Origin of the sequence: Cryptosporangium aurantiacum, from assembly GCF_900143005.1 — a bacterium.
Lineage (GTDB): Bacteria > Actinomycetota > Actinomycetes > Mycobacteriales > Cryptosporangiaceae > Cryptosporangium > Cryptosporangium aurantiacum.
Map to the genome: position 1 here is coordinate 130281 of NZ_FRCS01000015.1, position 14823 is coordinate 145103.

The following is a 14823-nucleotide window of genomic DNA, read 5'->3' on the forward strand; positions in this document are numbered from 1 at the left end:
CGGCCCCGCCCGGAAGCGATCTGCCTTCCGGGACACAACCCGGACAACCCGCGAGACGCCCCGGCCCGCGGCTCCCGCACGGCCCCCACGGCGAACCGACCGAGCCACACCCGGCCAACCCGCCGCACGGCCCGCACGGCGAACCGACCGAGCCACGCCCGGCCCGCACCCCCTCGCCCGCACCCGGCCCGTCCCCAACCCCACCGGCCCGCGATGCCGGATCGGCCCGCGAGACCGGATCAGCCCGCGAAACCCGCGATGCCGGATCAGCCCGCGAGGCCAGGGCCCGCGAGACCGCGTCCCGGAATGCCGCAGCGGCCCGCGAGGCCGGATCGGCCCGCGAGTCCGCGGCACCCCGCGAGGCCCCGCCCCGCGATGCCGCCTCGGCTCGCGGTGGCGCCGCGCGTGGCGTCCGCGAAGAAGGAACGGGAACCGGACGGCGGCGTTGGTTCGGGCTCCGCGCAGCGGAGCGCACGGCTGAACCTGAACCGGACGTCGAGCCCGACCGCAGCGGGACGCGTTCACCGAACCACCTCGCGCCGGAAGCCGTCTTCGCCCGCCTGGAGGCGGCCACCGCCCACCTCGAGCCACCGTTCGCGGTGCTCGACCGCACCGCGTTCCGGGCGAACGCGGTGGCGCTGACCCGGCGGGCGGCCGGGACGCCGATCCGGCTGGCCAGCAAGTCGCTGCGGTGCCGCACGGCGCTGATCGAGGCGCTGTCACTGGACGGGTTCGCCGGAGTGCTGGCCTACACGCTGCCCGAAGCGCTCTGGCTGGCCGAGGGCGAGGGCGCCAGCGCGTTCAGCGACGTCGTCGTGGGCTACCCGACCGCGAACCGGGCGGCGCTGGCCCAGTTGGCCGGGTCCGAGCGGCTCGCCGAGCGGGTCACGCTGATGATCGACTCCGTCGACCAGCTCGATCTGATCGACGACGTCGCGCCGCCCGGCCAGCGCGCCGAGATCCAGGTGTGCCTCGACCTCGATTCCTCGCTCAAGCTCGCCGGTGATCGCTTGCACATCGGCGTCCGGCGGTCGCCGATCCACACCGCAGCCGACGCCGCGGTGCTGGCCCGCCGGGTCGCGCTCCGGCCGGGGTTCCGGATCGTCGGGCTGATGTCGTACGAGGCGCAGATCGCCGGTGTCGGCGACGCGCCGCCCGGCCGTTTCCTGCGTGGGCTCGCGGTGCGCTGGATGCAGCGTCGGTCCTGGGGTGAGCTGCTCGAACGGCGGGCCAAGGTGGTCGACGCCGTGCAGTACTCGCTGCAGCAGGTCGGCGCCGGGCCGCTGCGGTTCGTCAACGCCGGTGGCACCGGCAGCGTCGAGAAGACCGCGGCCGATCCGGTGGTCACCGAGGTCGCCGCCGGTTCCGGCCTCTACGGCCCGACGCTGTTCGACGCCTACCGCACGTTCACGCCCCGACCGGCGGCGATGTTCGCGGTCCAGGTCGTGCGCCGACCGGCGCGCGGCTGGGTCACCGCGGCGGGCGGCGGCTGGGTCGCCTCCGGGCCGCCCGGACCGGACCGCCTCCCGACGCCGGTCTACCCGCCCGGGCTGACGATGGCGCCGACCGAGATGGCCGGCGAGGTCCAGACGCCGCTGCGTGGGGACGCCGCCGACACGCTGAAGCTCGGCGACCGCGTCTGGTTCCGGCACGCGAAGGCCGGCGAGCTGTGCGAGCACGTCGACGTGCTGCACGTGGTCGACGGCGACCGGGTGGTGGACGTCGTTCCCACCTACCGGGGCGAAGGCCGAGCATTCTGATGGGGCAATTCTGACCGTGATCGCGACGAGACTGCGGAGCTGCCGATGACAATGGTGTCCCCGGCCACGACCAGCTGTGCCAACTGGGGCCGCAACGCCACCTGGACCCCCGCCGACGTGGCGTCACCGGCCGGCGTCGACGACCTCGCCGCGACCGTGCGGGACGCGCGGGAACGTGGTCTGCGGGTCAAGCCGATCGGCGCCGGCCACTCGTTCACGCCGATCGCGGCGACCGACGGCGTCCAGATCAGCCTGGATGCGCTGGCCGGCGTCGTGCGCGTGGATCCCGCGACCGGCTCGGTGACGCTCCGCGGCGGGACACGGTTGCGGGACATCCCCCGGTTGCTGGCTCCGTACGGGCTCGCGATGACGAACCTCGGCGACATCGACGCGCAGTCGATCTCGGGCGCGATCTCGACCGGGACGCACGGCACCGGTGCCAAGTTCGGCGGCATCGCCACCCAGGTCCGCGGGCTGACGCTGGTGCTGGCCGACGGTTCGGTGGTCGACTGCGACGCGACGCGGGAACCCGAGCTGTTCGAGGCCGCGCGGCTCGGTCTGGGGGCGATCGGGGTGATCGCCGCGGTCACCCTGCAGTGCGAGCCGGCGTTCCTGCTGCACGCGGTCGAGCGTCCGGTGCCGCTGCCGGAGATGCTGGCCACGTTCGACGAGCGGGCCGATGCCCACGACCACGTCGAGTTCTACTGGTTCCCGCACACGACCGGCACGCTCTACAAGCAGAACACCCGCCTGCCCGGGGACGCCCGGCGACAGCCGCTGTCGCGCGGGCGCGCGTGGTGGGACGACGAGTTCCTCTCCAACACGGTGTTCGCGTGGGCCTGCGAACTCGGGCGGGCGGCACCGGCCGCGATCCGGCCGTTGGCGGTGGTGTCGGCGCGGGCGCTCAGTGCCCGCGAGTACGTCGACCTGTCGCCGGTCGTGTTCACCAGCCAGCGGCGGGTGCGATTCCGCGAAGCGGAGTGGTCGATCCCGCGGCCGGCGCTGGCGCAGGCGATCACCGAGATCCAGCGGCTGATCGACCGGCGCGGGTGGCGGATCTCGTTCCCGATCGAGGTGCGGGTGGCCGCGGCCGACGACCTGTGGCTCTCGACCGCGCACGGACGCGACTCCGTGTACATCGCGGTGCACCAGTATCACCGGACGCCGTACGAGGAGTACTTCCGTGCGGTGCAGGACATCATGCTCGATTTTGAGGGGCGTCCGCACTGGGGCAAGCTCCACTCCCTGGACGCCGAGGCGCTGCGCGGCCGCTATCCGCGGTTCGGCGACTTCCTCACTGTCCGGGACCGCGTCGACCCCGAACGCCGCTTCACCAACCCGCACCTCGATCGAATTCTCGGCGGGCCGTGAAAGGTTTTGTCGGGGGGTAGTGCTTACATGCGTGTAAGTAACTGACGACCCCGGAGGTGGAGATGCGAGCCGCCAGCTACCAGGACGAACGCTGCCCCGACTGCCGGGACGGCCTGGTCGGCGCCGACGAATGGGAGGCGTGGCTCTCCCGGCGCGACGACGCCGAGCTCGGCTGGATCGCCGAGCACGGGTCGCTCGACGCGTTCGACACGTCCGCCGAGCTGGCCGAACTCCTCGACGAGCGGCCCGCCGGCGAGGAGGAGGTCGACTGCGCGGGGTGCAGCGGCACCGGCCTGCGGGTTCGCCACGGAGAGTACCGCCGCCACCACGCGGCTTGAGCCGGCGGGACAGGTCCACCGAGTAGCCTGTTTTCAGCTCGTTGACCTCGTATTTTCTTGGCGACCTATGGTGACCGGTTAAGCTGTCGCACGCTCCGACTAACCTGACGCTCGTCCGACCCGGACCAGTCGCATCGCAGCGCCGGACCAGCCGTGTGACGCCCGGCAGCCGCATCGAAACCCCCGCGAGAGGCCATGAACGCCGACCCGACGACCACTCTCACCGAGGCCGCCGCTCCGCACGCCCGTCACGCCAGCGTCACCGGTGGTGATCCGACCGACCCGCAGGGCGCGCTCAACGAGCTCGACCACGGGCCGAACACGCTCGACGCGACGATCGTGCTGCCCTGCTACAACGAGGGCCCGCACGTCCTGCAAGAGCTGGACCGGATCACCAAGGCGATGGACGCCAGCGGGTTCCGCTACGAACTGCTCGTCATCGACGACAAGTCGACCGACAACACGCTGCAGGTGCTGCAGGAGGCGCTGCCGCGCTTCCCGCGCATGCGGCTGATGCCGTTCCAGCGCAACGGCGGCTCGGGCACCGCGCGGCGGATCGGTAGCGCCGAGGCGTACGGGCGGATCGTCGTCTGGACCGACGCCGACATGACCTACCCGAACGATCGCATCCCGGAGTTCATCCAGTACCTGGTGGACCACCCGGAGACCGACCAGGTCGTCGGCGCTCGCACCACCGAGCAGGGCACGCACAAGTTCCTGCGGGTGCCGGCGAAGTGGGTCATCCGTAAGGTCGCCGAGACGCTCGCCGGAACGAAGATCCCCGACCTCAACTCGGGTCTTCGCGCGTTCCGCCGCGACGTCTCGCTGCCGTACCTGCGGCTGCTGCCTCCCGGCTTCAGCTGCGTCACGACGATCACGCTGTCGTTCCTGTCGAACCAGCACACGGTCGACTACCTGCCGATCGACTACGCGAAGCGCGCGGGCACCTCGAAGTTCCACTTCGTCCGGGATGCGTACCGCTACATCCTGCAGGTGCTGCGGATGGTGATGTACTTCAACCCGATCAAGGTGCTGATGCCGCTGGCGTTGGTGCTCCTCGGGGTCGGCGTGGTGAAGGCGGTCGTCGACGTCGTCATCTACTTCTTCCGCATCACGACGAACTCGCTGCTGCTGATCGTGACCGGTCTGCTGATCGCCTCGGTGGCACTGCTCGCAGACTTGATCGTCCGGTCTCGGGCTGATTGACCGGCGCTGTGCCCACACAGGGTGGTTCCACTGCCCCTCCAGGTGAAGAAACACTGCCTGATGCCGCGAAGGTCCCCGACGGTGCGTCGGTGACCGACGCGGCGTCGGGTATCCCCGCTGAGTCGGACGACGTCGAGCGCGCCGCCGACGGGCACGCCGCTGTCGAGTCGGCGGAGATCGCATCCGGCGGGCACCACCTGGACCACGAGGCACCAGCGCCGCCCCGCGGTAAGAGCGGGCGCAAGACGCTCCTCACCGTCGCCAAGGTGGTGCTACTGCTGGCGATGGTCGGATTCGCCGGCTACGCGCTCGTGGCGAACTGGGACAAGGTCTCGGACGCCCTGCGTCAGCTCGAACCGTGGGTGGCCGTCGTCTCGGTGCCGCCGGTGGTGCTCGCGATGGCCTGTGCCATGCAGGTCTGGCGGTCGCTGCTGTCCGATCTCGGTTCGCCGATACCGGCGCTGGCGGCGGCGCGGATCTTCTTCATCAGCCAGCTGGGTAAGTACGTGCCGGGCTCGGTCTGGTCGATCGCCACACAGATGGAGCTCGGCCGGGAGTACAAGGTTCCGAGGCGGGTCGGGTTCGCGGTCGGTGTGCTGGCGCTCGTCCTGACCGCCGCCGTCGGGCTGCCGCTGGCGGCCGTCACGTTGCCGTTCGCGGCACCGGACGTCCTGGGGCGGTACTGGTGGGTCATGCTGACGGCGCCCGTCCTGCTGGCCGTGCTGCATCCCGCGGTACTCGGCCCGCTGCTGAACTTCGGGTTCCGCCTGATCCGCCAGCCTGCGCTGCCGAAGCTGCCGAGCGTCCGGGGCATGGTGCGGGCCGCCGGCTGGCAGGCGCTGGTGTCCGTGTGCTTCGGGCTGCACGCATGGATCCTGCTGATCGGTCTCGGTGCACCGGCCGGACGGGCGCTGCTCGCGGCCATCGGCGGGTATGCGTTGGGCTACGCCATCGGCTTGCTCGCGATCCCGGTCCCGGCGGGTGCCGTGGTCCGGGAGGCAGCGCTCACCGCGGCGTTCGCGGCAGTCGTCACGGTTCCGCAAGCCGCGGTCGTCGCGGTGCTCTCGCGAGTCGCGCTCACGGTCGTCGACCTGGGGCTGGCGTTCACGTTCCTCGCAGTCGCCCGCCGCAAGGCCAAGCCCACCACCCACTGACACGAAACCGGTCTCTAAGCAGCGCTTAGAGACCGGTTTCGCGTGCAGAAGTTGGGTTCAGCCCTTGGGACCCGTAGCGACGGCGATCAGGCCGATGCCGCGCTTCGGGGCCAGCTCCTGGATCAACGTGAACGGCGCCATGCCCAGCTTCAGCGCCTGGCCGGCGACCTTCTTCGGCTGGAGGAATCGTCCGGAGGTCGCGCCGCGCTCCTCGATCACGTCCGACACCGGCGCAGCCGGCTCCGCGAGCTTCTTCGCCGAGACCCGGTTGCTGACCGCCTCCAGCGCGTACCCGACCGGCCACCCGTACCGACGCACCGCGATGTCCGTGCAGCCCACCGACTCCAGCAGCGACGTGAGCTGCTCGACGCTGTACCGGCGGTAGTGCCCCACCAGCTCGTCCGACGGGCCGAAGCGGTGCTGGTCGGCGGGCACCGACACCATCAGCTTGCCGCCCGCGCGAATGAACTGGACCCAGTCGGCCAGGTTGCCCCGGTCGTCCGCGATGTGCTCCAGCACCTCGAACGCGCACACCAGGTCGAACTCGGCGCCCTCGGGCACCTTGTGGTGATCACCGTGCAGCACCGTGCCACCGTTCGGCGTCACCCGCGACGACGCGACGTTCCACGACGCCTCGTCCGGCTCGACGCCGGTGTACGACGCGAGCTGCGCGAGCCGGGCGCCCACCGCGCCCTGGCCGCAGCCGAGCTCGAGGATGTCCTTCGGAGCGAGACGCTCCAGCGTCGGCCGGACCACGGCCCAGCGCAGGTTCGCCCGCGCGGTCAGCGGAGGGGTGATCGGTGCAGACATATCGGTCAACCTCGCGTGGGAACGGTTTCTGCTGGAGCGGTGATCCGGTCGCGCAGCGCCGCCACGACCCGGGCCGGATAGAAGTGCTCGTCGGCGCGCTTCCGCGCGGTGGCCTTGGCGTTCTTCAACGCCTCCCGGTCGGACGCCAGGCCGCGCAGCGCCTCCGCGAGCGCGGCGGCGTCACCGGGCGGCACGAACAGCGCGGCGTCGCCGACCATCTCCCGCTGGGGCGGGGTGTCCGACGTGAGGATCGCGCAGCCTGCGGCAGCGCCCTGATAGACCTTGGTCGGGACGACGTTCTGCGCCTTTGCGGTGGTTCCGAAAATGCCCAGGCTGACGTCGTGGGACGCGACGAAGGCGGGCAGTTCCGGCCCGGCGACCCAGTCGACCCACTCGACTCGCGTGTTCGCCGCTGCCCGTCGCTGACAGTCGGCGTGGTCCTGGCCCTTGCCGACCATCGTCACCGCGATACCCGGCTCGTCGGCGAGCAGCGCCAACGCGTCACCGAGGTACGCCGTGCCGTGCAGCGGCGTGAACAGTCCGACGAACACGACCCGCAGCGGATCGGTGTCGGGCCGGTCGGATGTCTTCGCCGCGAACCACGTGCGGGTGGCGCCGACCGGCGTGACAACCGCCCGAGGCTGAACGTCGGCGGGCAGCGCGTCCCGGTGCTCGGGCGTGTCGACGACCACGACGTCGGCGCTGTCCAGCGCCTTACGGTCGATCCAGCGCAGCAGCTTCTGCTTGGCGCCACCGGAGCCGGCGAGGCCCCGGTCGGTCGCGGTGCCCGCGGCGGACACCAGGTGGTCGAGGACGATCGGCGTCTTCCGGAACAGGAAGCGCGCCAGCCGGACGTCAAAATGGCCCAGATAGCCGACCAGCACGGCGTCCACCTGGCCGTTCTTACGCGCGCGTCGGGCACCGGCGATCAGACGGGACCAGCAGCGGCCGAGCTGCCAGGCGAGGACCGGCAGCCGCCAGGGCTGCCGGAGCATCTGGACGCGTCCGGCAGTGTCGAGCGGCAGCGGATCGTTGACCTCGACGACCTCGTCGCCGGACTCGCGCAGCCCGTCGATCAGGACGGCGACCCGAGGGTGCCGTTGCACGTCGTAAGTGCCGAAAGCCAGCCAGCGCACCGCGCCAGGCTACCGGGCCTGGTCCACGAACCAAGAATGCGCCGGTCAGAAGTCGTCTGCGCGCCGGAGCTTCCGCGGACGGCCGTCGGGGTCGAGCAGGTACTGGTAGAGCGGATCCGCCCAGATCCCGGCCAGCGGCTTCAGCTTCGCCGGCGAGTACGGCCGCAGCCGCCCGGACGGCCGCGGGCCCGGCTTCCCGCCGCGGTGCCACGCGTCCAGCGCGTCGGCGGATTCCTTGAACGCACGGAACGCGGTATCCGGGTCGGCCAACGCGTCCACCTCGTCGGGTTTGAGCTCGAGGTGCTCGGCGGCGAGCGCGAGCCGCAGGTCGCGGGCGTAGACCCGCGCGCCGTCGCCGAGCCCGCCGGGGTCGAGCGGCTCCCGCCGGTCGTGTTCCTCGTCGATCACCGCGCAGGACAGCTCGGAGTCGTAGGTCCAGGACCGGCGGTTGAGGTTGTCGGAGCCCACGACGGCCCAGACGTCGTCGATGACGCAGACCTTCGCATGGACGTAGACCGGCGTGCCGTCCCGGTTCTCGGGGGCGTAGACGGCGACGCGGTCGTGAGCGACCGCGCGGAACTTCTCCAGCGCCCGGTTGCGTCCGAGGTTCTCGCCGGTCGTGGAGAGGCCCCCCTGGTCGGGATAGGACGGGACAACCGCGATCAAGTGCAGGTCGGGGTTCTGGTGCAGCGCCTCGGCGAAACACGCCGCCACGTCCGAGGACCAGAGGTACTGGTCCTCCAGGTAGATCAGCTTCCGGGCGCGCTTGAGCGCCTTGAGGTAGGCACGAGCGATGCTGCGCTCGCCGTCGGGCGCGAACGGGTAGCTGTTCCGCCGCCGGTGCGGGTACGTGCGCAAGATCTGGACGGCCTGGGTGCCGCACGGCTCGGGGTCGCCGGGCTGGTCGGGCAGCGCGTCCGGGGTGATGTCCCGGTGCGACAGCAGGTCGCGGACGACCCGGGCGGGGTTGTTCGAGAGCGGGCTCGGGTCCTCCCAGCGTTCCCGGAAGACCGTGTCGACGTCGCCGACCGCGGGCCCCCGCACCGCGACCTGGACGTCGTGCCAGGGCGGCCGGGGCCCGTACACGTCCGGCATCGGTTGGGGCTGCGGGTCACCGTTGTGGTCGGCGTCGTCGCGGCGGCTGTGCCCGAGATCGATGCCGCCGAGATAGGCGATGTCCTGCTCCGGTTTGCCGGGGTGCCGGATCACGACGAACTTCTGGTGGTGGGAGCCCCCGGTGCGGACGCGCATGTCGAGCAGCACCTCGCCGCCCGCTTCCTCGACCTCGACGCCCAGGTGGCGGTTCTCCTCGGCGCTGAACTGCAGCTTGTCAAGGTGGGAGCGCCACATCAGGCCCTTGACGACGACGCCGCGCGCGATGGCCTCGGCGAGCACGGAGTGGACCGTGCGGTCGGGCTCGGCGAGCAGCTGGTCGGGGTCACCGCGCCAGTCGGTGAAGAACAGGATGTCGCCGTCCTGGGCGGCGTCGATCTCTTTCACCAGGTCGGCGAAGTACGTGGCGCCGTGGATCAGCGGCCGAACCTCGTTCCCGGTGGTCCAGGCAGCGCCGTCGGGGTGCCGCGAGTCCAGCCGGGTAGACGGGTTGCCGCGCTCGTCCGCGGTGAGGAACCAGTCGTCGAGGGGCATGCCCTGCCGTTACCCCGTCGGGGTGGGTTGCCACACCCGCCGGGGTCAAACGGCGACCGCAGCCGGGCGTGGCGGCGCCACCGCACCGGCCACCGAGTCGGCGAATCGGCGCAAAAGCTGCGCGAAGACCACGACGTCCTGGTCCGACCAGTCGTCCAGGCCGCGCGAGATCAGTTCGACCATCTGTTCCCGGTGCTGCCGTAGCGTCTGCAGGCCGGAATCGGTGATCGCGAGGTGGTGCACGCGGCGATCGGAGGGGTCGGTCGCCCGCGCGACGAGGCCGGCCTCGATCAACGCCGTGACCTGCCTGCTGATCACCGAGAGGTCCACCCGGAGCCGTTCGGCCAGGTCACTGGCCCGCTGCTCCCCTGCGGTGGCGAGGATCGCGAGCGTCGGGATCGCGCCGACCGCCCCGACGTTCTTGCTCCCTACCGGCGGCACCACGCGTTGGAACTGACGCTTGATCTCACCGATCGCGGGGAGCTGATCGAGCAGTTGGGCGCAGGCCTCCTGTGACGCCATGACCGCCTCCTTAATAGTTGCTCGAACCAACCTTAGCTCGGATCTTGCGCTGCGCAACCAAATCAACACGTGGGTCGTATCACCACAGCGCGCGTTTTCGGCAAATCGCCGACAAGCGTCACATAGTGGAGGACCCTGGCACCGTCATTCGTGCCGCCGCTCCGGGAAGGCAGCGATGAATTCTTTTCGACCGATCCCGGCGGACGGCGCTCAGCCTGCCGGGACAGGCGAGGTCGAAAAGAGTTCATTGGACCCGCGAGTGGAGGCGCGCGCACAGCAGCGCTGGCGGTGGGCGCTCATCATCTCCACGACGGCCACCGCCATCGCGGTCGCCCTGGTCCTCTGCGGCGCCATCGTGACCGCGGACGCCGCCGGCGCCGACACCCTGGCGCTGATCGTTCTCGCGGTGATCGCGCTGGTCGTGGTCGGGCTGCTGCTCGGCATCGTGCTGGGCGTCAGCTGGTGGGTGCTCCACCGTCGGGGCGCGCTCGGCCCGTCGCTGCTCTGGGGCGTCGACCGGGCGACCCGGCGTCGGGTGGTCGCCGGTCTGCGGCGGGGCGAACCGATGACCGGCGAGGACCACGAGCTGGCGACGAGCGAAGCCGACCGGGTCGTCCGGTTCGGACTGCTGCTTCCGGGCGTGCTCTTCGCGAACGTCGCGATCCAGGCCGGGTGGATCGCGGCCGACCGGTCCGAGGTCGACGACAACCCGCTGCTGTTCGGCGCCCGGCTGGTCGCGATCGTGTTCTTCGGGTGGGGCGGCGTGCACGCGTCGGTAGCGCTGCGGCGGGCCCGGCGGTATCTGGGCGGGGCCGGTCGCGGCGGGGCCGACCGCGACGGGGCTGACCGCGGCGGGGTCAGCCGCCGGCCGGAGGGGGTTCGGCGGACCCGTTGGAGCCGCTCCCGTCCCGGTTGAAGAACGACACCGCACAAGAGCGTCACCACCGAGCGGCGGAAGATCAGCTTGCCCGTGGCGCGCTTCCGGTCCGGGGGGACGACGTCGCTCAACAGCCCGTCGTCCATCCGTTCCGCCTGCTAACGCCCCCGGAGCACCTGCACCAGGGCACGCAGAGCGGGCACCGCGCCCTCTAGTTTCTCCCGATCCCCCGGCTCCAATCGGCCGAGCGCGGCGCCCAGGTGGGCGTCCCAGCTGCGCTGGAGGCGTTCGAGGTTGCGATACGCCTGATCGGTGAGCGTGAGGCGGGCGATCCGGCGGTCGCCGGGGTCGGCCTCCCGGATCATCAGGTCCCGCGCGACCAGATTTCGCACCGCCGCACTGACGTTGCTGCTCTTCATGTGCAGCTCCCGGGCGACGACGCCGACGCCACTGCCGGGGTTACGGCCGACGTAACGGAGGACGTCGCGCTCGGAGTCGGGCAGCGGGACGAGGTTCACCTCGGCGTGGGCAGCCGAGCGCAGCTGCCGCGAAACGTCGTGGAGTAGCGCGGCGAGCTCGCCTGAGAGGAGCGCCACAGCCTCGGGCGCTGTCTTCTCGCCGGACACGTGCCGATAGTAACTTATGTATGAACCCATAAGCTTTGGAACGAGCGCTGATGACTTCGCTGGACGCCCGTCGGGACACCACAACCGCCGCTACCGCATCCCTGCCCCTGCTCGCCGTGCTCGTGCTGGCGCTGCTCTCGGCGATCGCGCCGCTCGCGACCGACATGTACCTGCCGGGCTTCCCGACGATGGCGGACGAACTCCGCACCGACGCGTCGAGCATCCAGCTCACGCTCACCACGTTCATGGCCGGGTTGGCGATCGGTCAGCTCGTCATCGGCCCGCTGTCCGACCGCTGGGGCCGGCGGCGGCCACTGCTGATCGGGGCGGCGGTCTGCATCGTCGCGTCCGCATTGTGCGCGGCAGCGCCGAACGTCGGTGCACTGATCGCCTTCCGGTTCCTGCAGGGGTTTGCCGGCGCAGCCGGCGTTGTTCTCGGCCGGGCGATCGTGGCGGACACGGTCCGGGGCGCGGCGGCGGCCCGGATATTTTCGGTGCTGATGACGATCGGCGGGATCGCGCCGGTGGTGGCTCCGCTGCTCGGTGGTGCGTTGCTCGGTCCGGTCGGGTGGCGCGGCGTGTTCGGCGTGTTGACCGTGGCCGCGGTCGTGATGCTGATCGGGTCGTTCTTCGTGCTGCGGGAGACGCTGCCCGCGTCTTCGCGCCAGCGGGGCGGCGTGTCGGCGACGCTGCGTGGGGCCCGGACCGTGCTCGGCAACCGGCGCTACGTCGGCTACACGCTGGCGTTCATCTTCACGTTCGGGACGCTGTTCGGGTACATCTCGGCGTCTCCGTTCGTCCTGCAGACCGTGTTCGGGCTGTCGTCCGGCTGGTACTCGGTGGCGTTCGCCGCGAACGCCGTGGGGCTGACGCTCGGCAGCCTGGTCAACGCCCGGGTCGTCGGCCGATTCGGGGCGCGGCGGATGCTGATCGTCGGGCTAGGGTCGTTGCTGACCTGGACGGTCGTCCTCGCAGTGCTGACGCTGACCGGCCTGCTGACCACGGTCGGGGTACTGGTGCTGCTCTGGCTGTGTGTGACGTCCGTAGGCTTGGTGATGGGCAACGCGACGTCGCTGGCGATCGCCCAGACGCCGTCCGCCGCCGGCACCGGCTCCGCGGTGATCGGCGCGGGGCAGTTCGCGCTGGCGGCGGTGGTGTCGCCGCTGGTGGGGCTCGGTGGGGAGGGCACGGCGGTGCCGATGGCGATCGTGATGGTGGTGTCGGCGGCGGTCGCGGTGGTGGCCCTGGCGACGCTGACGCGCGAGCCCCAGCCAGGCCACTAACCCGATACTCGGAACGCGGACGGGGCGGTTACCGATACGCTGGGGCCGGATCCGGGCGGCGCAGGCCGCGCGGCTCCGCTGTGCCGACGGCGACGTCGGCCAGGCCCTCGTAGCTCAGGGGATAGAGCACCGCTCTCCTAAAGCGGGTGTCGGCAGTTCGAATCTGCCCGAGGGCACAACTATTGACCAGCGCGGACGGCCCGCTGACCAGCGGATAAGCCGCCGGATCACTCATCCGCCTGTCCGGCTGTATCCGGCCGTCACCGACCGTCTACGGCCATTCACGTGCAGGGCGCGTGCGAGTTTCACCGGCCGGGGCGCCGGTGGCCGAGGGCAGCCTCGACGCGTTGGCGGTTGATCGCGTCACTCTGGTCGAGGCATTGCGCGTATATCTTCTGCAGGACGTCGACGGAGTGGCCGGCCCACGCAGCTGCGTCGGTGACCGGCACTCCTCCGTTGACCCACGTCGAGATCGCCGCGTGCCGGAGGTGGTACGGCGTCGCCGCGAGCGGTGAGGCTGCGACTTCGGGGGTGAACGCGTCGAGCCGGGCGCGTTCCCAGGATCGGCCGATAGTGATTTTCGCGAGCACGCCGCCCCGCACGCCGCTGAGCAGCCGGCCATCCGGTCCGAAGCCGAACTCGGCGATGTGCTCGTTCAAGAGGGCGGTCAGCTCTGGTGGGCACGGCACGGGGCGTGTGTCGCCGACGTCGCGGTGTTTGAGCTGCCTGCGGTCGTCTCGTTCGTTGCCGCTGTCGGTCCAGTCCCGCCCGGCGTGCGGCGCGGCCCCGTCGAGGTAGAACATGCCCCACCCGTCGGCCGGGATCGCGAGGTTGGGCTTGGCCAGGGCGACTACCTCTTCCGGTCGCAGTGCCGCGAAGTAGATGCAGCCGAAGAATGCGACCAGCCGCGGGCCGCTCGGTTGCTGCGCTCGGACCGCGGCGAGGAGGGTGCGCGCCTGCACGGGGTTGGGCACGCTGCGGCGGTCGACGGGCCGGATCGACTTTGTCGGCGGTGTCCATTTCAGGGCCGGGATGGGGTTCTCGGTCAGCAACCCCTCCTCGATCGCGTGGTTGATCGCCGCGTTCAGCACGATTCGCTTGCGGTTGGCCACCGACGGCGCGGCGGTTCCCCCGTCGACCTTGTGCGTGATCGCGTCGAGCACGCCGCGGAGCACCTTGGGTTCTGCCAGTGCGGCTACCGGCCGGCTGTGCGTGCTGACCCACCGGAGAGCCGCCTCGATCTCGGCCGGCCGTTCGGCTGTGTCGCGCCGGGCGGTGTTGAAGGCCCACCGGGTCAGCGCCGACCGCAGGACCCGGCCGTCCGGCCGTCCGCGCGAGGTCGTCAGCATCGCCTCGGTGACGGTCGTCAGCGCTTCGGCGTTCGTCCGGCGGGTGGTCCCGGCGCTGCGCTTCCACTTCGTGTCTACGTAGGAGGACGCGAAGTCGTACCAGGCCGCGTCGAGCTTGGTCGCCCGTTCCATCGACACGGGGAGGCCGGTGGCCACGTTGAACGCCTCGCCCTTGCGGGCCGCGGCGAGGAGTTCGGAGCGGAAGCTCTCGGCCAGACCCTTGGTCGTGAACGGTTCCCACCTCTCGCGGCCGGCCACGATCCAGCGAACCCAGTAGGTCGTCTTGCGCTTGCCCTTACGGACGAGGGTCTTCCAGATCCGGACGTCGTAGGTCGTCTCCACTCAGGCCGCCTCGTCGTCGGCGAGGCGGTCGAGCCACGCTTCGAGGTCTGCCCGGCGGATCCGTAGCTCTCCGTTGGGGAGGCGGATGCAGCGGGGCGCCCGTCCCTTGGCTCGCCATTCGTAGAAGGTCGACCGGTTGACGTCGAGTTCTTCGCAGAGCTCGGCGACCGTCAACTTGGTTCGGCCGCCTGCGGGCTTGGTGGTCACGGTGGGCTCCTTCCGGACGGGGATTGGGGTGACGAGATGCGCGGGTGAACCGGGCGGTGGGGCCGCTCTGGCGGGCCGCTGTGCGCGCGTCTGCGGCCCTGTCGATCGGGGGTCGGTGTCTCGGGTACCGCCGAACGCGCACAGAGGGTTTGACCGGGCCGGTTCCGAGTGCCCGCGCCGGCTGGCGGGGCGGCG

Annotated in this window: 14 protein-coding genes and 1 tRNA gene; 8 read left to right on the forward strand and 7 right to left on the reverse strand. The window is 71.1% G+C overall.

Annotated elements, in window-relative coordinates; translation table 11 throughout:
- Positions 1 to 560: 560 nt before the first annotated feature.
- The 5 genes from BUB75_RS34880 to BUB75_RS34900 all read left to right on the forward strand — a co-directional run bounded on the left by BUB75_RS34880 (position 561) and on the right by BUB75_RS34900 (position 5829).
- Positions 561 to 1760, forward strand: a complete 1200-nt coding sequence (locus BUB75_RS34880) for an alanine racemase (protein WP_073263482.1) — start codon at positions 561 to 563, stop codon at positions 1758 to 1760.
- Positions 1761 to 1805: 45 nt separating this feature from the next.
- Positions 1806 to 3131 (forward strand): D-arabinono-1,4-lactone oxidase, encoded by a 1326-nt coding sequence (locus BUB75_RS34885; RefSeq protein ID WP_073263387.1) that lies wholly within the window; start codon positions 1806 to 1808, stop codon positions 3129 to 3131.
- 62 nt (positions 3132 to 3193) lie between these two features.
- Complete coding sequence (locus BUB75_RS34890) at positions 3194 to 3469, forward strand: hypothetical protein (protein ID WP_073263389.1); 276 nt, start codon at positions 3194 to 3196, stop codon at positions 3467 to 3469.
- A 195-nt stretch (positions 3470 to 3664) separates the two neighbouring features.
- Positions 3665 to 4675: a glycosyltransferase family 2 protein gene (locus tag BUB75_RS34895; RefSeq protein WP_084742093.1), complete on the forward strand. Its 1011-nt coding sequence runs from the start codon at positions 3665 to 3667 to the stop codon at positions 4673 to 4675.
- A gap of 89 nt (positions 4676 to 4764) precedes the next feature.
- Entirely contained in the window at positions 4765 to 5829 is a 1065-nt protein-coding gene (locus tag BUB75_RS34900; protein WP_084742094.1) for a lysylphosphatidylglycerol synthase domain-containing protein, read from the forward strand.
- Positions 5830 to 5886: 57 nt separating this feature from the next.
- Here BUB75_RS34900 and BUB75_RS34905 read toward each other — a convergent pair whose 3' ends face one another.
- From BUB75_RS34905 to BUB75_RS34920, 4 genes are read right to left on the reverse strand one after another with little or no spacing between them, the layout of a single operon-like run.
- A complete protein-coding gene (locus BUB75_RS34905; RefSeq protein ID WP_073263391.1) occupies positions 5887 to 6639 on the reverse strand; it encodes a class I SAM-dependent methyltransferase in 753 nt (250 codons plus the stop codon).
- A gap of 5 nt (positions 6640 to 6644) precedes the next feature.
- Complete coding sequence (locus BUB75_RS34910; RefSeq protein ID WP_143175613.1) at positions 6645 to 7775, reverse strand: glycosyltransferase; 1131 nt, start codon at positions 7773 to 7775, stop codon at positions 6645 to 6647.
- 45 nt (positions 7776 to 7820) lie between these two features.
- Complete coding sequence (locus tag BUB75_RS34915; protein ID WP_073263393.1) at positions 7821 to 9422, reverse strand: phospholipase D family protein; 1602 nt, start codon at positions 9420 to 9422, stop codon at positions 7821 to 7823.
- 45 nt (positions 9423 to 9467) lie between these two features.
- Positions 9468 to 9944, reverse strand: coding sequence for a MarR family winged helix-turn-helix transcriptional regulator (locus BUB75_RS34920; RefSeq protein ID WP_073263396.1), 477 nt, complete (start codon positions 9942 to 9944; stop codon positions 9468 to 9470).
- Between the two features lie 259 nt (positions 9945 to 10203).
- Here BUB75_RS34920 and BUB75_RS34925 point away from each other — a divergent pair, with 259 nt between their 5' ends.
- The gene (locus BUB75_RS34925) at positions 10204 to 10860 is read left to right on the forward strand and encodes a hypothetical protein (RefSeq protein ID WP_073263398.1); all 657 of its coding nucleotides are present in this window, start codon (positions 10204 to 10206) and stop codon (positions 10858 to 10860) included.
- Positions 10861 to 10979: 119 nt separating this feature from the next.
- Here BUB75_RS34925 and BUB75_RS34930 read toward each other — a convergent pair whose 3' ends face one another.
- Complete coding sequence (locus BUB75_RS34930; RefSeq protein ID WP_178380061.1) at positions 10980 to 11447, reverse strand: MarR family winged helix-turn-helix transcriptional regulator; 468 nt, start codon at positions 11445 to 11447, stop codon at positions 10980 to 10982.
- Between the two features lie 50 nt (positions 11448 to 11497).
- On the opposite strand from BUB75_RS34930, the gene BUB75_RS34935 reads away from it, so the two are divergent.
- Both BUB75_RS34935 and BUB75_RS34940 read left to right on the forward strand, forming a co-directional pair.
- Entirely contained in the window at positions 11498 to 12730 is a 1233-nt protein-coding gene (locus BUB75_RS34935) for a multidrug effflux MFS transporter (RefSeq protein ID WP_084742096.1), read from the forward strand.
- A gap of 103 nt (positions 12731 to 12833) precedes the next feature.
- Positions 12834 to 12906 (forward strand) — tRNA-Arg (locus tag BUB75_RS34940).
- A gap of 129 nt (positions 12907 to 13035) precedes the next feature.
- On the opposite strand, the gene BUB75_RS34945 is transcribed toward BUB75_RS34940, so the two are convergent.
- Together BUB75_RS34945 and BUB75_RS47340 are read right to left on the reverse strand one after the other, a co-directional pair.
- On the reverse strand, positions 13036 to 14421 hold the full coding sequence (locus BUB75_RS34945) for a tyrosine-type recombinase/integrase (RefSeq protein WP_073263402.1): 1386 nt from the start codon (positions 14419 to 14421) through the stop codon (positions 13036 to 13038).
- Complete coding sequence (locus tag BUB75_RS47340) at positions 14422 to 14628, reverse strand: helix-turn-helix transcriptional regulator (RefSeq protein WP_073263404.1); 207 nt, start codon at positions 14626 to 14628, stop codon at positions 14422 to 14424. It lies immediately after the preceding gene.
- Positions 14629 to 14823: the final 195 nt, after the last annotated feature.

What these genes read in the sequence shown, in the direction of transcription:
- BUB75_RS34890 (WP_073263389.1), top strand. Translation starts at nt 3,194, where the DNA reads ATGCGAGCCGCCAGCTACCAGGACGAACGCTGCCCCGACTGCCGGGAC.
- BUB75_RS34920 (WP_073263396.1), bottom strand. Translation starts at nt 9,944, where the DNA reads ATGGCGTCACAGGAGGCCTGCGCCCAACTGCTCGATCAGCTCCCCGCG.
- BUB75_RS34895 (WP_084742093.1), top strand. Translation starts at nt 3,665, where the DNA reads ATGAACGCCGACCCGACGACCACTCTCACCGAGGCCGCCGCTCCGCAC.
- BUB75_RS34915 (WP_073263393.1), bottom strand. Translation starts at nt 9,422, where the DNA reads ATGCCCCTCGACGACTGGTTCCTCACCGCGGACGAGCGCGGCAACCCG.
- BUB75_RS34935 (WP_084742096.1), top strand. Translation starts at nt 11,498, where the DNA reads ATGACTTCGCTGGACGCCCGTCGGGACACCACAACCGCCGCTACCGCA.
- BUB75_RS34905 (WP_073263391.1), bottom strand. Translation starts at nt 6,639, where the DNA reads ATGTCTGCACCGATCACCCCTCCGCTGACCGCGCGGGCGAACCTGCGC.
- BUB75_RS34885 (WP_073263387.1), top strand. Translation starts at nt 1,806, where the DNA reads ATGACAATGGTGTCCCCGGCCACGACCAGCTGTGCCAACTGGGGCCGC.